The sequence below is a fragment of the Shewanella abyssi genome (assembly GCF_023284025.1).
Classification (GTDB): domain Bacteria; phylum Pseudomonadota; class Gammaproteobacteria; order Enterobacterales; family Shewanellaceae; genus Shewanella; species Shewanella abyssi.
The window spans coordinates 1-22,258 of record NZ_JAKIKR010000049.1 but is presented as its reverse complement, the minus strand read 5'-3'; the positions used below and the strand labels follow the sequence as shown (position 1 = coordinate 22,258).

19 protein-coding genes are annotated in these 22,258 nt (G+C 44.0%); 9 read left to right on the top strand and 10 right to left on the bottom strand.

Annotated elements, in window-relative coordinates; all coding sequences use genetic code 11:
* Positions 1–223: 223 nt before the first annotated feature.
* The gene (gene tolC, locus L2755_RS17545; RefSeq protein WP_248981972.1) at positions 224–1,534 is read left to right on the top strand and encodes an outer membrane channel protein TolC; all 1,311 of its coding nucleotides are present in this window, start codon (positions 224–226) and stop codon (positions 1,532–1,534) included.
* An 80-nt stretch (positions 1,535–1,614) separates the two neighbouring features.
* On the opposite strand, the gene L2755_RS17540 is transcribed toward tolC, so the two are convergent.
* Entirely contained in the window at positions 1,615–3,204 is a 1,590-nt protein-coding gene (locus tag L2755_RS17540; protein WP_248981971.1) for a GMC family oxidoreductase, read from the bottom strand.
* A 38-nt stretch (positions 3,205–3,242) separates the two neighbouring features.
* Complete coding sequence (locus L2755_RS17535) at positions 3,243–3,758, bottom strand: TAT leader-containing periplasmic protein (protein ID WP_248981970.1); 516 nt, start codon at positions 3,756–3,758, stop codon at positions 3,243–3,245.
* Between the two features lie 190 nt (positions 3,759–3,948).
* Between L2755_RS17535 and L2755_RS17530 the strand changes: the two genes are divergently transcribed.
* The 3 genes from L2755_RS17530 (at position 3,949) to L2755_RS17520 (ending at position 6,213) form a co-directional block, all read left to right on the top strand.
* Positions 3,949–4,941, top strand: coding sequence for a hydrolase (locus tag L2755_RS17530; RefSeq protein ID WP_248981990.1), 993 nt, complete (start codon positions 3,949–3,951; stop codon positions 4,939–4,941).
* Complete coding sequence (locus tag L2755_RS17525) at positions 4,935–5,189, top strand: YheU family protein (protein ID WP_248981969.1); 255 nt, start codon at positions 4,935–4,937, stop codon at positions 5,187–5,189. Before L2755_RS17530 ends, L2755_RS17525 begins: the two co-directional genes overlap by 7 nt.
* A gap of 136 nt (positions 5,190–5,325) precedes the next feature.
* The gene (locus L2755_RS17520; RefSeq protein WP_248981968.1) at positions 5,326–6,213 is read left to right on the top strand and encodes a phosphoribulokinase; all 888 of its coding nucleotides are present in this window, start codon (positions 5,326–5,328) and stop codon (positions 6,211–6,213) included.
* A gap of 925 nt (positions 6,214–7,138) precedes the next feature.
* Here the strand turns inward: L2755_RS17520 and L2755_RS17515 are convergent.
* Positions 7,139–7,921 (bottom strand): tetratricopeptide repeat protein, encoded by a 783-nt coding sequence (locus L2755_RS17515; RefSeq protein WP_428847810.1) that lies wholly within the window; start codon positions 7,919–7,921, stop codon positions 7,139–7,141.
* 439 nt (positions 7,922–8,360) lie between these two features.
* On the opposite strand from L2755_RS17515, the gene crp reads away from it, so the two are divergent.
* From crp to L2755_RS17495, 4 genes are all read left to right on the top strand, one after another.
* Positions 8,361–8,996 (top strand): cAMP-activated global transcriptional regulator CRP, encoded by a 636-nt coding sequence (gene crp, locus L2755_RS17510; RefSeq protein WP_248981967.1) that lies wholly within the window; start codon positions 8,361–8,363, stop codon positions 8,994–8,996.
* 81 nt (positions 8,997–9,077) lie between these two features.
* On the top strand, positions 9,078–9,416 hold the full coding sequence (locus tag L2755_RS17505; RefSeq protein ID WP_248981966.1) for a PepSY domain-containing protein: 339 nt from the start codon (positions 9,078–9,080) through the stop codon (positions 9,414–9,416).
* Positions 9,417–9,528: 112 nt separating this feature from the next.
* A complete protein-coding gene (locus L2755_RS17500) occupies positions 9,529–10,203 on the top strand; it encodes a response regulator transcription factor (protein ID WP_248981965.1) in 675 nt (224 codons plus the stop codon).
* Positions 10,200–11,531 (top strand): ATP-binding protein, encoded by a 1,332-nt coding sequence (locus L2755_RS17495; protein ID WP_248981964.1) that lies wholly within the window; start codon positions 10,200–10,202, stop codon positions 11,529–11,531. Before L2755_RS17500 ends, L2755_RS17495 begins: the two co-directional genes overlap by 4 nt.
* Before the next feature lie 119 nt (positions 11,532–11,650).
* On the opposite strand, the gene L2755_RS17490 is transcribed toward L2755_RS17495, so the two are convergent.
* The 6 genes from L2755_RS17490 to dbpA form a co-directional block, all read right to left on the bottom strand.
* The gene (locus L2755_RS17490; protein WP_248981963.1) at positions 11,651–12,448 is read right to left on the bottom strand and encodes a DUF1338 domain-containing protein; all 798 of its coding nucleotides are present in this window, start codon (positions 12,446–12,448) and stop codon (positions 11,651–11,653) included.
* A 238-nt stretch (positions 12,449–12,686) separates the two neighbouring features.
* Complete coding sequence (gene astD / locus L2755_RS17485; protein WP_248981962.1) at positions 12,687–14,147, bottom strand: succinylglutamate-semialdehyde dehydrogenase; 1,461 nt, start codon at positions 14,145–14,147, stop codon at positions 12,687–12,689.
* Between the two features lie 9 nt (positions 14,148–14,156).
* Positions 14,157–15,176, bottom strand: coding sequence for an arginine N-succinyltransferase (astA, locus tag L2755_RS17480; RefSeq protein ID WP_248981961.1), 1,020 nt, complete (start codon positions 15,174–15,176; stop codon positions 14,157–14,159).
* A gap of 134 nt (positions 15,177–15,310) precedes the next feature.
* Positions 15,311–16,528, bottom strand: a complete 1,218-nt coding sequence (locus tag L2755_RS17475) for an aspartate aminotransferase family protein (protein WP_248981960.1) — start codon at positions 16,526–16,528, stop codon at positions 15,311–15,313.
* A gap of 521 nt (positions 16,529–17,049) precedes the next feature.
* Entirely contained in the window at positions 17,050–18,192 is a 1,143-nt protein-coding gene (locus L2755_RS17470; RefSeq protein WP_248981959.1) for an HDOD domain-containing protein, read from the bottom strand.
* Positions 18,193–18,380: 188 nt separating this feature from the next.
* A complete protein-coding gene (gene dbpA / locus L2755_RS17465) occupies positions 18,381–19,757 on the bottom strand; it encodes an ATP-dependent RNA helicase DbpA (RefSeq protein ID WP_248981988.1) in 1,377 nt (458 codons plus the stop codon).
* A gap of 358 nt (positions 19,758–20,115) precedes the next feature.
* On the opposite strand from dbpA, the gene L2755_RS17460 reads away from it, so the two are divergent.
* Complete coding sequence (locus tag L2755_RS17460; RefSeq protein ID WP_248981958.1) at positions 20,116–21,450, top strand: DsbA family protein; 1,335 nt, start codon at positions 20,116–20,118, stop codon at positions 21,448–21,450.
* 43 nt (positions 21,451–21,493) lie between these two features.
* Here the strand turns inward: L2755_RS17460 and L2755_RS17455 are convergent, their stop codons facing one another.
* Positions 21,494–22,174: a DUF3313 domain-containing protein gene (locus L2755_RS17455; protein WP_248981957.1), complete on the bottom strand. Its 681-nt coding sequence runs from the start codon at positions 22,172–22,174 to the stop codon at positions 21,494–21,496.
* Positions 22,175–22,258 lie beyond the last annotated feature (84 nt).

Genomic DNA, 22,258 nt, shown 5'->3' with positions numbered 1-22,258 from the left:
ACTAAGATATAGGCAGATCTGATTATTGCGATAAAAAACTGTTACACTTCCTAGTTGACTTAGGAATTGTAGGTTTTTACTATTTAACCCACTAAGTTTAGATGTATTGGGAAGCGTCGGGAAGCGCAAACCGCCTAATTTGTCAGCTAAAGTTGGGCATAACTAAACAAAACAAAGTTAAATTCGCTCCTCAATGGGGAATTTTGTCTAAAAAGGACAGCAAATGAAATTCAAGATCCGCTCTCTATGTGCCGCGCTGACACTCGCCGTTTCAGCTCAAGTTGCACATGCCGACGACCTTCTACAGATATATCAACAAGCATTAACCAGCGATCCTGTTGCGCTGCAAGCTAAAGCACAACGAGATGCACTTTATGAGCAAATAGAAGAGCAACGTGCACCACTATTGCCAACGATTAGTGCAAATGTGGGCTACGATAAGGCTTGGAACGATCCATCAGATGACTCTAGTGGTATTGTTGGTGGCATCACCTTAAACCAAGTTATCTATGATCACACTGCATGGGTTGGATTAAACCTGGCAGAAAAAGCCGCATCTCAAGCTGACTCAGCCTATGCATCTTCACTGCAAAATCTGATTATTCGTGTAACAACAGCATACTTTGATGTGCTTACGGCAAAAGACAACTACGAATTCCAAGGTTCAGAGAAGCGTGCAATTGAGCGCCAACTTGAACAAACAAAACAACGTTTTGCTGTTGGTCTTACCGCGATTACCGACGTGCATGAAGCCCAAGCGCAATATGACTTAGCCAACGCCACTGAAATCCTAGCTGAAAATACACTTGCCAATAGCTATGAAGCACTGCGTGAAATTACCGGTATCGATCATAAAAGTATTAATATCTTAGACACTGACCGTTTCTCAGCAGCACCTGTTGCCCCTGCATTGTCGACTGATTGGATAAAAATAGCAGAAACTAATAACGTTGACTTGATGACAACGCGAATTGGTAAAGATATCGCCGAAGAGACCATTACGCTTTATAAAGCCGGTCATATGCCTTCACTTAGCCTAAACGCAGGTTATAAGAAAGGAATCGAACAAGAAAGTGGTGGTGCTAACCAACCTGACTTCGACAACGGTACTCTTGGAGTAACACTTAGCATTCCAATTTTTGAAGGCTTCAAAGTCACCTCTCAAGTAAACCAAGCTCAGTATCAATATGTTGAAGCAAGCGAGAAGCTTGAACAGACACATCGTAAAGTCGTCAAAGATATTCGTAATAACTTTAACAATGTTGGCGCTTCTATCAGTTCAATCCGTGCCTATGAGCAATCAGTGATCTCATCAGAGAGTGCACTAAAAGCAACTCAAGCCGGTTTTGAAGTCGGTACTCGTACCATTGTTGACGTATTGAACCGTACGCGTGACTTGTATGATTCGAAACGTAAACTGTCTGATGCGCGTTATGGCTATATCAATTCAATTATTGCGCTTAAGCAAGCTGCTGGTACATTGAATGAAGATGACGTAAGCGCCATCAATAATGGCCTAAAAGCACCATTGTAATTGCTAAAATAGATGTTCAATAAACAAAAAGCCCAGCGTTAACACTGGGCTTTTTTAATGCTCACTTTTTTAGTGTTAACTTAGCTAGCGGTTAATTTTTCAGCCAGACGAGTCGCATTGCGCGCCGTGATTCCATATATAGACAGTTGTGGGTTTGCCCCTAAACTGGTTGGAAATATTGAACCATCCATCACCGACAGGTTTTCAAAGTAGTGAGATTCACCATAACTATTGACCATTGATACTTTAGGATCTTCCCCTAACGGGCACCCTCCCATCACGTGTGCTGAAGCAACGACCGTCTTTAATGGCGCAAGATCCATCTCGGCAATTGCCTTCTTAGCTGCGGACCAGTTGCTGAAATAAGGCATGCCCTCACTAATAGGTAATACCTTATTGGCACCAGCGGCAAATTGCAGCTCTGCCATGCTAGCGTATGCGCGCCGTGCTGCTCGCCAAAAAGCCTCTGTGAGTGGGTAGTCCAATGTACTGCCATGATCTGTTAACTTAACCGTTCCACCGGGGCTGTTCTCATGATAGCCATCTCGAACCAGTGCGATAGTGACTTGCAGTTGGTTAAAGTTCGCCATTAATTCTGCATGGCTTTGCCCATAACCTATTGTTTTAGACGCGATAAGAATAGGGTGAACCGGCGGAACTTCCAGTTTATAACCGAGCTCACCATCGGCGCCATCTTGCCAAACAAATTCATCTGAATAAATGGATTGTGGCGCGCCACTATGGCCATTGATGGGATCGGAAAATATAGCGCCGCTGAGCAAACTCGGATGGAGAAAGGTGCGTTTGCCAATGATCTCATAGGGATCGGGTAACTTTGAACGCAACATTATTGTCGGAGTATGGATGGCACCAGCGGCGAGAATATAGTGCTTTGCCTTGAAAACGATCTCCACCGGCAGGGGTTTCAGATTGCTATCTAATGCCTGTGCTTTTAATGCATAAATTTTGTCATCGTGATGCTCTAGCTTCATCACTTTTGCTTGGCTTATCAGTGTTGCTCCACGCTCTAACGCTGCAGGTATGGTGGTCACCAGCATTGATTGCTTCGCATTAACAGGGCAGCCCATACCGCAATAGCCAGTATTCCAACAGCCTTTTACATTGCGCTTAATAACGGTGTAATCCCAACCTAGCTTCGCACAGCCGTCCCTTAAAGCGGCATTATTACGATTTGGATCGAATGGCCATTCGCTAATGTTGAGCCGCTTTTCCATTTTTTCGAACCAGGGTGTCAGTTCATCAGTTGAGAGTCCCTCCACCGACTTGTTAGCAGCCCAATAAGCTAAAGCCTGTTTTGGTGTTCGAATAGATGTGGTCCAGTTAATCGTGGTAGACCCACCGACTGCTCGCCCCTGAAAAATACCAATCGCTTTGTCACTCGTCTTCATTCCAGCGGCTTGTTGGTAGAGATCGGGATAAGCGCTTCGCTCCTCCATCACAAAGTCTTTTGAAGACTTAAGCGGTCCACCTTCAACAATAATGACTGACAAACCCGCATTCGTGAGGATCTCTGCGGCAGTTCCGCCTCCAGCCCCACTACCCACAATAACCACATCAGCTTCAAATGTTTGGTTTGATGATAGCTGGCCCGCATTTATGTGCGCCCAGCCTGAATCTAGCCCTGTAACAATAGGATCTTCAATGGCCACAAACTACTCCTTACAACCGACAAGGTTTACTATTAACATCAATTATTCTCCTCAAGAAAACTGGGCCTAGCGTAATGCAATCGACTCCAATGTTCTGGATCCGAGTAGTAACTTGCCATGACCAACTCTCTCAAGCCTTGATAAGCTGTCACCATCATTTCGAGATAGCTTGTACGCCATCCTTGTAGCATCTCGATTAGCTCTGAGCTATTACGCATCATGAGTGGCGTCATACTACCCGTAAGAATCAGCAGCCCTAACCGCCCCTCTAAGAGTTCCAGCAATTGCTCAAGTTCAAGCTGACTATCTTCGGGTAGTAACGAGATAGTATGTTCAATGGCATCTAAGGTACGGTTTTCAGCATCTCTTTTTAATACCGGTACGTCAGGTAACGCACCGTCGAGAAAAACAGGCAATAAAACGCTAAATAGCAGTCGATGTTTATCGTCGATTTTGGCATTAACACCAGCGTAATCAGTAGAACAATAATTAACCCCTAAGGCTAAACATGCCGTTCCAGCTAATGCCGTCGTTATAAAAGTACGTCGTTCCATCTTGTCCTCTTATTGTTATTATTGGCTTTTGTTAAAAGCTGACGTTGATAAAAGGTTGGCTTCCACCTAACACTAGCATCGCTAAAACACGGAGTTAAAGCGCTTCAAATTTGCATTTTCAATCTGTGTTACACTCTTGTCACAACAACAATTAAACACACGTTTTAATTTTCAGCAATAGCCAATTATGATAAGACAAAGATTTTCACCTCCTTGGTGGGCTAAAAATCCCCATATCCAAACGATTCTGCCCGTACTAACCAAAGTGGACAGACCACGTCTAGAAAGGGAAAGGTTAGAACTCGATGATGGAGACTTTATTGATCTTGACTGGCAAGGTCAGCCAAAAACTGGCCAGGTCATTGTTGTTATCGTACATGGTCTAGAGGGCAGTTCAGGCTCTCATTATGCCCGTCGTATTCTGGCTGCTTGTAAAAAACAGAAGCTCTGTGCCGTTGTGCATCACCACCGCAGTTGTTCAGGTGAGTTAAATAGGCTTGTCAGGGGTTACCATAGCGGTGATACCCAAGATATACATGTGACTCTCACCCAGCTTAAACAGCGCTTTCCAGACTCTCCTTTACTGGCCGTGGGTTATAGCCTTGGCGGTAACGTTTTGATTAAGTATCAAGGTGAACAGCAAGATAACAGCTTGATTGACCGCGCTGTTGCCATCTCTGCCCCCCTGCATCTTGCGGCATGCGCAAAACGGCTAGAAAAAGGCTTTTCAAAGGTGTACCAGAGCTACCTGATAAAACAGCTGCAACAGAAGATGATTGGTAAAATATCGACTCCAGCGCTCAAAAAACTAATGCCGATTGGCAAAGCTGAAATTGAACAGCTCACGACTTTTTATGCCTTTGATGATCAAATCACCGCACCTTTGCACGGTTTTAATGGTGTTGATGACTACTATCATCGAGCGAGTGGCCTGCCCTATTTGAGTCAAATTCAGAAACCCACCTTGGTGATCCACGCCAAAGATGATCCCTTTATGACCCATGCTGTGATCCCTAGCCATGAGCAGTTAGCTGAACAGGTCGAATATGAATTGCATGATAATGGCGGCCATGTTGGCTTTATCGACGGTGGTACGCCATGGCGACCTAGCTACTATATTGAAAAGAGAATATTGTCTTTTTTAACCTCTCACCTCAATCAATCTGAGAATACACCATGCTAGTACCCTATGAATCATTGCAGCAATTACCCGCAGAAACATTTGAAAACATTATAAAAGAGTTCCTCATTGGCCAATTAGAAGATGGTAGTTTCTCAAGCGCTGATAACAACAGCATGCAGAGTGCTATTTCGACCTGCCGCGCCGCACTTTCCCGCGGTGAACTCGTGGTCGAGTTTAGCGAAGAGGACGAATCAATCGCGATTAGGCGTAAAGAGGATATCGTCACGATGGATCCTGCTCAAGATTGACCTGAGTGGTTCGAATACGTATAACTATTAATTCACATACAGTTTTTGAAGAATCGATTTGTTGCAGGATAAAAACCATTAGCCATCTTTGGCTGTTTACAGGTGAAATTCAACTGTCTCTATTTTAGGTAAAAAAATGTCAGCGAAACATCCTATTATTGCTGTAACAGGCTCATCTGGTGCAGGAACGACGACAACAACCACAGCATTCAACCATATCTTTAGGCAGCTTGGGATCAACGCTACCATTATAGAGGGTGATAGCTTTCATCATTTCACTCGCCCAGAAATGGCGGTGATGATCCGTAAAGAAAAAACTGAAAATCGTAATATCAGTTATTTTGGCCCTGAAGCCAACGACTTTCAACGCTTAGAACAATGTTTTAGTGATTACGCCAGCACCGGGCAGGGCGAAACCCGCGCCTACCTACATACTTTTGACGAAGCGGTTCCATTCAACCAGATGCCTGGTACGTTCACCCAATGGCATCCGCTGCCCGAAAATACCGAGATGCTTTACTATGAAGGTCTACATGGCGGCGTAGTCACAGATGATTGTGATGTGGCACAGCATGTTGATCTGCTGATAGGCATGGTGCCGATTGTCAACTTGGAGTGGATCCAAAAGATAATTCGTGACACCTCTGAAAGGGGTCATAGCCGTGAAAAAGTCATGGATTCAATTGTTCGTAGTATGGACGACTATATAAACCATATGACACCGCAATTCTCCCGTACCCATATTAATTTTCAACGAGTACCAACAGTTGATACCTCAAACCCTTTCAGTGCCAAGAGTATTCCAAGCCTTGATGAGAGCTTTGTGGTGATCCGTTTTCGCGGTATTAAGAATGTCGACTTTCCTTATTACTTGCGGATGATCCAAGGATCATTTATGTCTCGTATCAATACATTGGTAGTTCCTGGTGGCAAGATGTCATTAGCAATGGAGCTAATTCTAACCCCATTAGTTAAAGATTTGATGGATAAGCGACTGCAACTAATAACACCAGAAAATGAGTAATTAACCCAACAATTAGCTTTATTAAGATTTGTTTAAGACTGGCCCTGTAGACTTTGGCTTATCGGGATTTCAGGCGAAAGAACGATAAGTTAGCATGCTCTTGGTGGTAAATTCCCCCATCTTGATCTGTTTGTCTCCTTGAGTATGCTGGCTAACCTAATTCCTTACCCCTCGGCACAAAGTAAATTCCACCTCCATGTTGATCTGTTTGTCGCTTTGGGTGTGCTAACTAACCTCTCCATAAAAAAACATAAAAAAACATAAAGTAAATTCCACCTCAATGTTGATCTGTTTGTCTCCTTGAGTATGCTGGCCAACCTAATTCCTTACCCCTCGGCACAAAGTAAATTCCACGTCCATGTTGATCTGTTTGTCGCTTTGGGTATGCTAACTAACCTAATCTCCTATCCCCAGTACCAAGAAAATTCCACGTCCATGTTGATCTGTTTGTCTCCTTGGGTGTGCTGACTAACCTCTCCATAAAAAACATAAAGCAAATTCCACATCCATGTTTATCTGTTTATCTCCTTGAGTATGCTGACTAACCTCTCCATAAAAAACATAAAGCAAATTCCGCATCCATGTTGATCTGTTTATCTGTTTATCTCCTTGAGTATGCTGACTAACCTCTCCATAAAAAACATAAAGAAAATTCCACCTCCATGTTGATCTTTTTGTCGCTTTGGGTGTGCTGACTAACCTCTCCATAAAAAACATAAAGTAAATTCCACGTCCATGTTGATCTGTTTATCGCTAACTAACGTCAGTTAAAATAATGTAATCTGAGTCAACGTTCAGCATTTGACTTAGTTCATAGAATCCAACAGCTTACAGTATTATTAAGATGAATTACTTTTGAATTGATTTATTCGAGGCACAAAAAAAAGCGCTTAATGAGCTAAGCGCTTTCTATATTTGATTAGTGTTAGTTTCCGATTAAAGGCACAACTTCACGATAGGGTTCAAAATTTTGGTATGTTTGCAAACGCTGCATAAATTCACCGGATTTACTTTGATCAGAGGTGAGTGCTAATGCCTCGATTGCTTTTTGTTGAGTCGAAATAGCGGCATCAAAATCACCAATTTCCGCATACGCAGCAGCAAGGTTATCCAATGTTGTCGGGTCTTTTTGATTCGCTTTAAGCAGATTAAGTGACAGTGCTAAAGCTTGGTCGCCATCTCGATACTTAGCTTCAGGACAGGTCGCTAAAATCCAAGCTACGTTACCCAGAGATATCTCATCACCGACTAGCTTAAATTGCTCTACTGCCTTGCCACAGTTACGCTCAACCCCTTCGCCACCGGAGGCATAAATAAAGCCTAACCTAAAGTCAGCCCATTTATTGCCCTGCTTACTTAGCGCCGTATACCACTGTTTTGCCGTTGGTAGATCTCGAGTCACTATGCTACCTTCAAACGCTAAATCAGCGACCGTTTGCTGTGCTTTAGCATGGCCTTGTTTCGCTGCACGAGTCACCCAACCCATACCAATAGCTTGATTTTGTTCAACAAACCGTCCAGACAAATACATCAGCCCGAGCAGATATTGCGCATCGAAATCACCTTGAGCAGCTTTTAAATGAATATGTGCAACGCGACTGGCTTCTTCAGTGCCCGCAGGCTGGGGAATTGAAAAAGCGTGGGCAACTGGGCTCGCGGCCATCAAAAAGACCACTACAGTATTTAAAATCCAAGGTCTAAATTTCACTCGCGCTCCTATTAAATCAAACAACTAAAGCATGGCTTATTGATGAATCTCGAACGTATCTTGTAGCAGTTAGCCAGATATTGAAACAAATGTCGAGGATAAATACCGCACAAGCGTAATGAGAATTATTGCTATAAATAAACACTCAAACTTATGACGTTAAACCAAGATCAGCGTTACACCACTATTTGTCTAACAGTCCGTTAACAAACAAGATGTGATATCGCTTGCAGAGTTAGCCATACATTCAGTGGGAAAGCCGTAATAAGTTGACATATATTACTAATGTATCAGAATAAAGAATTGTCATTATAGCTAGTTACCTTTATGCAAGAAGTCTAAAGTAAGACTTCTATCAAGGTTTCATCTGCTTAATTGACGTAAGATGCTTAATTAGCATACTCTTACTCTTAACGTAAATCAGTCGAGGAACATAGGCATGGCTCTGATTGGAAAGCCAAAACCAGATCCTACTTTGGAGTGGTTTTTATCACACTGTCACATTCATAAGTATCCAGCCAAAAGCACTTTGATCCACGCTGGTGAAGAATCAGATACGCTTTATTATATCGTTAAAGGCTCTGTAGCCGTCTTGATTAAAGACGAAGAAGGTAAAGAGATGATTCTTACTTACCTTAATCAGGGCGACTTTATCGGTGAATTAGGTTTGTTCGAAGAACAAGCTGAACGTACAGCTTGGGTTCGTGCTAAGCAAGCTTGTGAGATCGCTGAAATTTCATATAAGAAATTTAAGCAGCTCATTCAGGTTAACCCTGAAATTCTGATGAAGCTTTCTTCGCAAATGGCTTACCGCCTGCACAGCACAAGTCAAAAAGTGGGCGACTTAGCCTTCTTAGACGTTGCTGGCAGAATCGCGCAGACATTGCTTCATCTTGCTAAGCAACCAGATGCGATGACGCACCCTGACGGCATGCAGATTAAGATCACTCGTCAAGAGATTGGCCAGATTGTTGGTTGTTCTCGTGAGACCGTTGGTCGAATCTTGAAAATGTTAGAAGAACAAAGCCTTATACAAGCTCACGGCAAGACTATCGTCGTATACGGTACGCGCTAATACAGTATTAAGCTCGGTTTAATATAGCTTCTATAAAGTGGTCTGAGATTTATCTCAGGCCATTTTTTTTAGGAGTACTGCTTGAAAGTTGCCATGTATTTAAGCATTTTGCTTTGCTTACTAAAACTTCCTACATTGGTATTTGCCAATCAAAAAGTAGAAGTGCAGCACAATCAGGTCCAACAGCTGGTCAAAAGTGGCCAAATATTGTCATTGGACGTTACACTTGCAAGCATCCAAGCTATATGCCACGGCAAGCTTATCGACGCTCACCTTTACCAACTCGATGAAAAATGGCTTTACGTAGTACAGATTCGCCCCTTAGGTGAGCAGATTGTGGAGCTAACCCTAAATGCAGGTAACGGACAACTTGCTAATCCAACCAAAATGCCCAGTAGCTGTATTACAGAAATACTGTAATATTTGCTTATAAATCACATCGTTTTACACTGTAAACATTATTTTTGAGTTAACATTACCTGTCGAAGCCTAAGCGCTATTTACTCTGCAGGCATGATTGAGAGCATATTTTATGAAATTACTCCTTGTTGAAGATAACACCCTACTTGTTGAAGAACTTCTAAAACAGCTTAAGCAAGCAGGCTATGTCACCGATGCGACAGACAAGATTAGCGAAGCTGATTATCTGATGAAAGAAACCAACTATGATTGCGTCATTCTTGATATCGGCTTACCCGATGGTAATGGCCTTGAATTACTCGAGCGTTGGCGCGAACAAGGCATACATACGCCCGTGATCATGCTAACAGCTCGTAGCCAATGGCATGAGAAAGTCGAAGGCTTTAACTCAGGTGCCGATGATTACTTAGGCAAACCGTTTCACACTCAAGAACTGCTTGTCAGAATTCAAGCGCTGATCCAACGTGCGTACGGTAAAGCAAACTCCCCCAATAAACAGCTAACTTACGCTGGTGTTGTTTTAGACGAAGGACAGCAATCTGTTACGATTGGAGAAAATACCTTTGAGCTAACCGCTATGGAGTTTAGGCTGTTAAAGATATTCATCATGTCGCCTAAAAAGCTACTTTCAAAGGCTCAACTCACCGATAAGTTATATCAATTTGACGATGAGAAAGAGAGCAATGTTGTTGAAGTTTATGTCACCCATCTACGTAAGAAGTTGGGTAAAACGGCTATCGAAACACGTCGCGGCCAAGGGTATATTTTTCACGGCATCACACCATGATATCCATCCGCAGTAAGCTAAGCCTGTGGTTAACAGGCTTAGTGGTTATCGCCACAATTGTGGCGCTTATCTTTTTTGAGTCAATGCTGCGTCAAGCTTTTCATGACTCGATTATTGCAAGGCTGCAAGAAGATCTTCAACAAGTATTACTCGCCACTCATATCGACGACAACACCTTCAGCATCGACCAAACCCAGCTGTCAAACTTCTATAAACCCGTCTATTCAGGCCGCTATTACCAGCTCGATCTACCTGAGCAGGAGCTAAGATCGCGCTCACTTTGGGATCAACGCTTGGAAGTTGTCGACTTAAACAAAGGTGAAACGCGAGCATGGCAAACTAAGGGGCCGCAGAATCACGACATTCAGCTGTTATCGATAGGGCTTAAATCCGACTCTTCAGGACTCAACGCCACACTCACCGTGGCACAAGATTTAAGCATTGGCCGTAAAATATTTTCAGAAATTTATGGCACTAAGCTAGTCGTCAATTTGGTGATGTTGATAGCGATGATAATGGGTATTTTTTTAGTCCTGCGCCAATCCTTTAAACCCGTTAACCAAATGAAAGATACTTTGGCTCGGTTACGTGAAGGCGAAATATCTTCTTTCGACCTCGACACCATCCCTTTAGAGCTGCAACCATTGGCCTCCAATTACAATGAACTCCTACAATATTCGAGTAAGCAGATTGAGCGTAGTCGCAATAATTTGGGCAACTTAAGCCACGGCCTTAAAACGCCGCTCGCTGTCATGCAGCAGCAGGTTGAAGCATTAGGGTTAAAAGATCCTGTTACCGCAGATGCATTGCAAAAGCAACTTAACCTAGTGCATAAGATGATTGAGAGAAAGCTCGCAGCAGCGCGCATAACAGGTGAGATGCTACCAGCTGCACAAATGCAGTTACCCAAAGATATTGAAGACCTAACTCAGACGCTGAAAAAAGTGCATCGTACTAAGACCATCAACTGCCGCTTAGATATTGCAGCAGAGGTCAGCAGACTGCCTATGCATCGCGAAGATGGCATGGAGCTGCTGGGTAATTTGTTAGACAATGCGTTTAAATGGGCTGACACTGAAATTAGAGTGTGTATCAGTAATCACAATCAACAATTGATAGTTAGTATTGAAGATGATGGTCCAGGCGTGAAAACAGAAGAGTTAGCGCTGTTAACTTATCGAGGCAAACGCTTAGATGAAGCGACCATGGGCCATGGGCTCGGGCTATCCATTGTCAAAGACATTGCCGAGCAATATAAGATTGCCCTGCAATTTGAACATAGCCAATCTTTGCCCGGCCTGAAGGTAACGCTCAACTTTTCTGATTAATAGCAGTGGCCTTATCAGCCATAAACACCAGACATAAAAAAGCCGGAGTCACTCCGGCTTTTTTATGTCTACTGCAAAAGACTTATCTTGCTGCTTAGATTACGATTTAATCAGCAGAACTAGTTAACATTGGTACTTTCAAAAATCTTATCCGCAGACGCAGCCACAAAGCCGGTATAAAGCTCACCATCAGATTTGGGATAACGTATGGCAAACTCATAAAAGCAGCTAGGGATCTCAACCATAGCGTCTGAGAAGCTAACTTGCAGCTTATCTGCCATAGTTGACGATTGCTCAAGCAACACTTCGGCGCTGCCTTTAACTTCACCACCAGCAGCATTAAGCACAAAACCAGCGGCTTTTAACGCGTCATTTACGGCAACAATGCTATCAAAGTTTGGTAAATGATTAATTGAAACCGTAAAGTGATTCGCTCGGTAACCAAATGCAGCAACCCAAGCAGCATACTCACTTTCAGCTAATAGCGACTCATAAGTCTTAGAGTCTAGCGCCCAGTGACGGCCAGAATAGAGAAAGTTATCGGCGGTCATTGCTGTTTGTTCGACCTGCTCAATTAAACCTTTAAGGGTCGTTTGCAGCTCATCACTAAACTCTTCTACCAACAGCTCCGAGATAAACACCTTTGGCTGAGTGCTATCTGGATGTTCAAAATGCTTAGCGTTAAGCTTTTTAGCTGCAAACTTATAGTCACCACAAGCAACATAACCAATCGATTCAAAATGTGCAGCGAGTACATCAAGATTAACCTTGCTGATATTAAACGTTCGCAGTGCAATATGATCATTGATGATCTTCTCGCCCTGAGACAGTAACTGATGAACTTTAGCGGCTGAGGGTGTCATCTCGATATAGTCTTGCCAAAGTGCGTCAAATAACGCGTTTACATTAGTGTGCATCGTCAACTCCTTTACGCCAGCGTGCTTACTGTTTTTTATATCACGCGGCTGTACACATTTGAGGGATTTAGCGGCCCCATCTCGGTTGGTAGATAAGAGCCGCTAGTACTTGCTAGGTTTGCGTCGTATCAAATGCTATTGACACTTGCTCAAAGACGGCTTACAGATTCAAAGAGGTCTTTGATATAGACAAAAGGGAAGCGCCCCGAAGCGCTTCCCTTTGATGTTAAAGCTAAAACTAAATGCTCAAACCGGGGCTCAATTTCGCCGGTAAACTCACCACATCAGCTTCAACGGAAGCCACTGGGTAGGCACAATAATCAGCAGCATAAAATGCGCTAGCTCTGTGGTTACCCGATGCGCCAACACCACCAAATGGTGCAGCACCTGACGCGCCTGTGATCTGCTTATTCCAGTTAACAATACCAGCACGAATACGCGCTAAGAAGTAATCATAATCTTCACGGTTATCCGCAAGTATGCCTGCAGACAAGCCGTAGCGAGTAGCGTTAGCCAGTTTGATCGCTTGATCAAAGTCGCTGTAACGGATCACTTGTAGTAGCGGACCGAAGTACTCTTCATCAGGCAGTTCAATCACATCACTCACTTCAATCAGACCGGGTGACACAAGACCGGTACCCACTTCTAAGTGAGTAAGTTCGACTAATGGCGTTGCGCCCAAGTTGACTAAGTTGCGCTGCGCTTCAACCATGCCTTTTGCGGCAGTATCTGAGATCATCGAACCCATAAACGGTTGCGGCTGTGCATTCCACGCCCCCACTTGGATCTTTTTAACGGCGGCTGCAAGTTGTTCAAGCAGTGCATCACCTTGCGCCCCTTTCTCAACGTATAGACGACGAGCACAAGTGCAACGCTGACCTGATGAGATATAAGCAGATTGAATAATGTCATGTACTGCAGCTTTAGTATCTTTAACATCCTTAATAATCAGTGGATTATTACCACCCATTTCAAGTGCTAAGATTTTACCTGGGTCACCGGCATACTGTTGATGCAGAATATGACCGGTGCGTGAACTACCCGTAAAGAACAAACCGTCGATTTGCGGATGAGCCGCAAGCGCCTTACCCGTTTCGACTTCACCTTGTACAAGGTTGATCACCCCAGCAGGTAGACCCGCTTTTTCCCATAGCTGAAGCATTAGCTCAGCCACTTTTGGGGTCAATTCAGATGGCTTAAATACTACCGTATTACCCGCTAAAAGCGCTGGTACGATATGGCCATTAGGCAAGTGGCCTGGGAAGTTGTAAGGACCAAATACTGCAACCACGCCATGTGGCTTGTGACGCAATACCGCACGACCAGCCGGAATTTCGCTTTCTGATGTACCAGTACGCTTATTAAAAGCGGCAACAGATAAGCCGATTTTACCAATCATGGCGCCCGCTTCAGTTGCGGTTTCCCACTGTGGCTTACCAGTTTCTTGAGCAATCACTTCAGCCATTTCAGCTTTATTAGCTTCTAGCTGATCACGGTAGGCTTCAACAATCGCTAAACGCGCTTCAAAGCCCAGCATAAACCAATCAAACTGTGCATTACGCGCAGCCTCGACGGCAATGTTAACTTGCTCGGGAGTCGCCGTTTTGCTATTCCAGATAACTTCTTGGTTAGCTGGGTTAATTGATGTCACCTCGTGACCTAAACCTGCTGTCCACTTACCTTCAATAAATTGTGTCATATTCTTTTCCTACATTGCCAATACACGGATCTGCTCACCTTCTGCGACCATAAGGCCAGCAGCAGTTTCAGCATCTAAGATCACGTTGTCATTGTCTTCTGCTACAGCCAAGTCTACGGCTGTAGCGCGGTAATTTGTCAGTTGGGTATTTGCAACGATATAGCTTGCTGCATCTGCGGGGGTATCGCCAATAGTCACCGTTAACAGACGGCTTTCGCGTACAGAGCGAATGTCATGCAAGTTACATTCAACGGTGGGTCCACCATCAAAAATATCCACATAACCACGGCATCTGAAGCCTTCAGCCTGCAACAAATTAAGCGCTGGTCGAGTACTGGTATGTACTTCACCAATCACCTTTTGCGCCTCTTCTGGCAATAAACACACATACACTGCATTTTTCGGCATCATCTCTGCCATGAATGCTTTCTGCCCGAGGCCAGATAAGTAATCGGCTTCGATAAAATCGATACCCAAAAAGTGCTTTTGCAACCAACCATAAAAAGGCGAATTGCCCTCTTCGTCGCTCTCGCCACGCATTTCAGCGATCACAGTTTCGCCAAAACGGGCGGCATGTTGTGCTAAAAACAGGAAACGGCTTCGAGATAGCATGCGACCGTTATTATTCTTACGGTAACTTCCGCGCAAGAACAAGGTGCACAGCTCTGCAGCGCCGGTATAGTCATGACACAGGGTTAATGTCTCGACTTCGTTACGCACATCAATCTGCTCAGAGTGGTAAACCTCGGTACCAAGACGGTAATGGTAGAACGCATCTTCCATACCTACAGCCGCTTCAATGCCACAGGTACCGACGACTTCGCCAGTTTCTGTGTCTTCAAGCACCATTAAATAGCCTTCATCAAAAGGCTTATCGACTTGTTTTTCAAACGAAGCTTCAACCCGCGCAATTTTGCGTCTAAGAAGATCTTCGTTTACCGGTAAAGATGTAAATCCATGCCCTGACTCTTCGGCTATTTGGTATAGCGCGTCGAAATCAGTGGATCGAATTGGGCGTATTATTAACATCTAGGAGTCTCCTCACTATCACTTGCAGCTATCCAGCCGACAATGCCTTAACAGACTGTGTCGACGTTGCAGCTTTCAAGTATCCTAAAGACAAAAAAGAAGCGCTAGGGTGACCTAGCCCTTCGTTTGCCAATTTAGGCTGCGACTACTTTAGCGACGGCTCGTTCGAAACGCGCTAGGCCTTCCGCGATGTCAGCTTCTGGGATCACCAGTGACGGTGTGAAACGCACAACATTTGCGCCAGCAATTAAGCTCATAACACCTTCTTGGATCCCAGCGACTAAGAACTCTTTAGCGCGTCCTTGATACTTTTCATTTACCACGGCACCAATCAACAAACCTTGGCCACGTACTTCAGAGAAAACGTCATACTTGTCATTGATCTTGGCAAGGCCGTCACGGAACAGTTGCTCACGCTTTTTAACGCCGTCCAATACTTCTGGCGTATTAACCACATCAAGTACCGCGTTACCAATAGCACAAGCAAGTGGGTTGCCGCCGTAAGTAGAGCCGTGAGTACCAATCTTAAGGTGCTCAGCAATCTCTTTGGTTGTTAGCATTGCTGCGATAGGGAAGCCGCCACCCAATGCTTTGGCGGTGGTAAGAATATCTGGTACCACATCGCCACGCATATAAGCATATAGCTCACCTAGACGACCAACACCTGTTTGTACTTCATCAAATATCAGCAGTGCATTGTGCTTATCACAAAGTGCGCGAACGGCGGTTAGGAACTCAGGGTCTGCATCGATAATGCCGCCCTCACCTTGAAGTGGCTCCATCATTACTGCACAGGTTTTATCAGTAAATACCGCTTCTAGTGCCGCAATATCGTTGAATGGAACATGAGTGATGCTCTGTGGCTTTGGACCAAAACCGTCAGAGTAAGCAGCTTGACCACCAACGCTAACCGTAAAGAAAGTACGACCATGGAATGCTTTATCAAATGCAATGATTTGATCTTTTTCTGCACCGAACTTATTCATCGCATAACGACGAACCAACTTAAGTGCTGCTTCATTGGCTTCAGCGCCAGAGTTAGCAAAATAAACGCGCTCAGCAAAAGTGGCTTCAACAAGCTTAGTGGCAAGCTCAAGAGCGGGTTCGTTAGTCATAACGTTAGATAGATGCCAAAGCTTCTCGCCTTGCTCTTTTAACGCACCAACCAAAGCTGGATGACAATGACCTAAACAGTTAACCGCAATACCACCAGCAAAGTCGATAAACTCTTTACCTTCTTGATCCCAAATTCGGCTACCTTCGCCGCGAACAGGGATAACTGCTGAAGGCGCATAGTTAGGCACCATAACTTCGTCAAATTGGGCACGTGTAAGATTCGTGTTAACGCTCATTTCTTCTTATCCTTTCTAATTTGCGACCACTATAAAAGCCGTCGTATTCCGCTTGATGCCTTTAGTTTTTGTAGGTGACATCGCGGTTGTTTGTATTGCTAGGAGGACATTATTAGCTAAAACGTGATCAAAATACCAGTTTTTCACAACCTTCATGGGATCTATTGAGCCCTATAGTGCATAAAGAGTTGAGATTTAGAATTATCAAAGCGTATATAGCGGGGGTTTAAGCATATTTAGTCATAAAAAAGTTATCTTGCGCCCTTAATTACTAATTATTCAAACTTATTGCATAAGTAACTAGCAAAAATGGCGTGTATGGGCTGAGTTAGCGTAAATTCGATAGTTTTTTAACCGCTGTTTGATTAACTAACCAAAACCGCCTAAATGATAAGTAATTGTATACCATTTGGTAACAAAAAGTAGCGGATGTTTAGATGGCTATCTGACATTAAATCATATTGGTTAACAGAGGGGATGAGTATTCGATGATGCCATGTACAAATTCAGTGATGGTTGGTTTATAGAAGTTCTAATTTACGATAGTTCTTTGCACTCAAACGAAGCAGCTCTTGCTCTGAAATTTCATAGTAATCGTACATTAAACGACATTCTGCAGAGGTGATATTGCCAGCTTCCTTTAACAGGTAAACTCTAGCAAAACAGTTAGCTCTTTCGATAAGTGCCGAATCTTCATCAAGATCGGCATATTTAAGGCTCTCGTCAATCGCCTTAAACGTTTTGGTTAGACGACTCTGTTCAAAATTAAGCGAGTTAAGTAACTGCCAATTGAGCGGACGGCTGTGCGTTAACGCTTGTTGATAAACATCCATTGCCGGAAACTCCGTTGCCATCACAGCATCATAAAGTTCTTTATCACGGCTGGCGCTGGCTTCTCGCAGCCATGTGCCCCACGTAGTATCAAACATCTTAGCGCAATTGCTGATAACGCAAGTGGTGCCAAGTTGGCTCATCAAGCTGCAACTGTAGGCAAACGCGCGGTCTTTATTGTGTAACTCAACTAATGCCTGAGCCGCAATCGCACTTATGACGCTGTAACGCCATAGCTTGCGCGTCACCCACAAAAGTTGCGGCTGGCCACTGGGCATTAGATGACGCAGGCAAAAGTAGGGGATTAACGCTTGCAGGTTTTCAATACCAATATAGTTGAGCACCAATTTGATATCAGTCACTTGAATGCCTGACGTTTTCGGGCGACGATGCCGAAATGTCGGACTGTTGATCATATTGATTAAGTCACGCTGTAGCCAAGGTAAATCGATGACTAACGGACGTATACGCGCAAGATCGACCCGCTTTGAATACAATAGCTCAAGCAACAGGACTTGCTTTTCATCAAGCTTTGAATGCTCAAGCACCAGCTCTACCGACGACAGTTGATGCTCTATAGCGCGATTAACACTGCTAATAAGTTGAGTCGAAACAGCCTTGTACAGCGCTTGGGCTTTATGCTGCTTTTCTAAGCGGGCTCGAATAGCTTCTCTTTCGATTTCGAGTTTATTAGCATCATCTTCAAGGTTTGAGTAGATTTCATCAGGTATAGAGACAGGCTTGCCCTTGCCGACAATGAGTTGCGCTTGCAGCCTATGCTCTATCTCTATAATTTTACCGGGCTTAACCCCACCCGCTACCGAAATTGCCACTGATTTACCTATACCAAAATATCGATTGTGCAAACGACGATGAGTCTGCCTGGAACCTCATCGTCCATTAGCCATGTCCACATATACCCATATAGACAAAAATCCAGATCTCTCTGGATTCTTATCGGCTCAACGGCTAATGCATTTAACGTTTAATCTCAACTCGGATGAGTCTGAGTAACTCAGAGTTAACGCATTTCCCAAGCGCGATATGTGCGCCCTTTCAATTTACCATTCACAATTTTGTGCAACGCACGCTTGGCCACTCTGCGATTAACCGCCACATAAGCACGATAGTCAGTGATTTTGATTTTACCCACTTCACTGCCATCAATACCCTCTTCACCCGTCAGTGCGCCAAGGATATCGCCTGGACGTAACTTCTGCTTTTTCCCGCCATCTATTTGCAAGGTGATCATGCTTGGCTGAGTAGGGAAAGTATCGAGCAAGTTCTCGAGAGGCAATGCTTCATTGACAATGTCACGCTCTAGATAGTCTTCAAGCAGCGCAATTTTATAGCCATCTTCATCGTTATAAAACGTGTATGCCGCGCCCTTACTGCCCGCACGTCCTGTACGGCCAATACGATGAATATGCACTTCAGTATCGAAAGCAACATGATAGTTAATCACAGCATCAAGCGCGTCAATGTCGAGTCCGCGCGCTGCAACGTCCGTTGCCACCATCACCGACACACTCTTATTGGCAAACTGTAGTAGAGTTTGATCTCTATCTCGTTGCTCAAGATCGCCATGCAGTGCGACGACGCTAAAACCATCATTTTTCAGCTGCGCAGCAACATCTTTAGTTTCACGCTTAGTATTGCAAAAGACCACTGCACTATCTGGACGGTGTTGCAATAACAGTAACTTCAGTGCACGCATGCGGTCATTATTATTGCCCACTTCATAGAAGTGCTGCTCAATAGTACTTGTTTCATGTGTCGAAGCGACTTTAACCATTACAGGCTTGAACATAATTGTCTCGGCAATAGACTTTATCTGCTCAGGGAATGTCGCGCTGAAAAGTAGGGTCTGACGCTCAACAGGCATCTGCTCAATAATAGCTTCAAGTTCAACTTGGAAGCCCATGTCTAGCATACGGTCAGCTTCATCTAACACTAAGGTGTGTACATTATCTAAATCTAAACGGCCACGATCTAAGTGATCAATAATACGTCCTGGTGTACCAACAATAATGTGCGCACCGTGTTCCAGCGAACCAATTTGTGGCCCCATAGGCACACCACCGCATAGGGTTAACACCTTAATATTATGGATACCGCGGGCTAACGTACGGATCTCTTTGGCCACTTGGTCAGCCAATTCTCGAGTTGGGCACATCACCAAACACTGAATACGAAATCGTTTAACATCCAATTTATGCAACAGACCCAAACCGAATGCGGCAGTTTTACCCGAACCGGTTTTGGCTTGACCAATGACATCTTCCCCATTAAGGATTGCAGGTAAGCTCTGAGCTTGGATCGGTGTCATCGACTCAAAACCCATAGTGGTTAAGTTGTCGAGTAGCTCAGTTTTAAGCTTTAGGGTTGAAAACGGCACTTGGCCATCGGTGTCGAGGACTGATTGAGTCAAAGTTTCTTTCCTAAGTATTTACCGCGAGAATGAAGCTCATTGCTGGCAGATAACATCTAACCAGTTCAATACTGTCGGCGCTTTGGCCGATTCTCAACAGCAATAAAATATAGTGACAAGAGCCTTAAAAGTACCGGGCTGAAGTTGTCGATGATAATTGCTAACTATTATAGCGCGCTATTGTAGCAGTTATTACAGTAGATGCAGCATTCCCATGCTTTTGCCGCAACAAATACTGTGCCTAGCAGCAGATTAAACCCTAGGCTTTACCTTTAAGGCTTTGGCGCTTATGTTAAAACTCACTTTCTCGGCTTAACTAACGATCATGTCTGTTAAAACATCTCTTATGCCTTACCTTGCGCAGTGCTTATCCAGTGATGAGTTACTTAATAGTAAACGCTACCTGTTTGAGTCTAATCGTCAGCTTAGACGGCAATCCCACTGCCTAAAAGTGTTTATCAAAATAGATGACCCATACAGCTTTATACTGCTGCAGGCTCTGGCGCAGTTTATATCGCGTTACGCATCATTAATGCCGCTAAATATCACTTTCCACCCAGTGCTAATAGTGGAAGAGAATGCGTTTCCGGAACCCGTGCTGTGGCAAAAGAATGCCATCTCCGATAGCCAGTATTTAGCAAAGCTGTATTGTTTTCATTCACCAACCGCTGGGATAGAACATAATCAATCGGATAAAGTTGCAGCGACAAAAAAGCTACTTACTTGCGGCTCAGATACAAAAAGTATTGCTAGACTGATAGCAATATTTGATGAATATTGGCAAGCTGATGTTGATAGTCAAAATAAAACAACGGCGGCTTTCAACGCTCAAGAAGATGCAAGCTTAAACAGGCATAGCGACTTACTACAAAAGCTTGGACATTATCAAACAGCCACTATCAATTATGCTGGTGAATGGTACTGGGGAGTCGACAGACTAGCTTATTTAGAGCAACGTTTGATCGCGTTGCACAAACTGCCTTTGCAACCCATATTTACCAAAACCAGATTGAATCTCAACGCTATATCCAGTTTAAAACACACTAAGACTCAAATTAAATGCCACACCAATCAACAACTCACTCTGTATTTTTCTATACGCAGTCCGTACTCTCACATAGGTTTAGAGCAAGCGATATTACTCGCAAAAAAATACCAAATTCCTCTTACCATAAAGCCCATCCTACCTATGGTCATGCGCGGTTTAGCGGTGCCAAACGCAAAGAAGATGTATATATTCCATGATACTAGGCGTGAAGCACGCCGCTTAAATATCGATTACGGCAAAGTCGCCGATCCGTTAGGGCAAGGGGTTGAACGGTGTTACGCACTATTTAAATATGCCGAAGAGCAAGGTAGGGGAACCGAGTATCTATTAAATTACTCGAGAGCAGTAAATAGCCAAGGGCTGCATAGCGATACCGATAAAGGGCTGAAAATAATTGTCGAACGCACTGGCTTAGATTGGCTACATGCGAAAAGCTTACTTAAGCAATCAAGTTGGCGCAATTGGGCGCAACTGAATCTTGATGAGATGATGCAACTCGGCCTTTGGGGAGTGCCGAGTTTTAGCTATCAAAGTAGTAAGCAACAACTGAACGTATGGGGGCAAGATAGACTAGCAAGAATTGAGCAGTTTATACAAAGCCAACGTCTTTAAGGCGTTGGCAAAGATGGCTTAAATGGCGGCTAGCGTTTAACGCTTACAGCGTTTCACCACGTAAAGTTCTACTCAAGCGCTCAATCCACCAATCCACCGCATCTTTGGCATCGTCGGTGGAGTCAATCATGGTGCTGAAGTCTTTATTTCCCCCTCTGCGATCAATTACCGCAACGATTGGCTTCCCAGTCTGAGCGTCGCTAATCATTAGTTCAATCGTGGCACTACCAACATTGGTATGTTCGCCGGTCACGATTTTAGAAATACTCGAAATGCCAAGTCCGATAGGCATAATACTGCTAGTAACAGCTAAAATGGGGTTAGGAGTTTCAATATTGGTTAGCGCGACACTCACTCTAAGGGTCTTATCGGTTGCCTTGTCGACCAAGGTAAAGCGCTTACTGGCTTTCTCTTTAATCTTATCGATAAGGTATTTAGACACTGCAACGATATCTTCATCATCTAGCCCATCATAACGATCTTTATCATCAAGCAGCAGCCAAGCCTGATCGACGATGACATTGTCATAACGGTTTAAAATCTGATTGAGATCGGCCACACTGCTGATATTAGGTTGCGCCCACACTAAGTCGCTACCCCCTTCAGGTCCGGGTCTGAAATCTTCAAACGTGCTAAACATTTGCGATTTACGGTAATCTTGAACCGTACCGCAACCCACCAGCATTAACATGCAAGCTATAACAACTAACCGAGCGCTATTCATTTTGTGTCCTAATAAACAAGTCAACATAAGCAGTAGCCTATATATATCGCGCAAAGTTTAAACGACAACAACGAGAAAGTACAG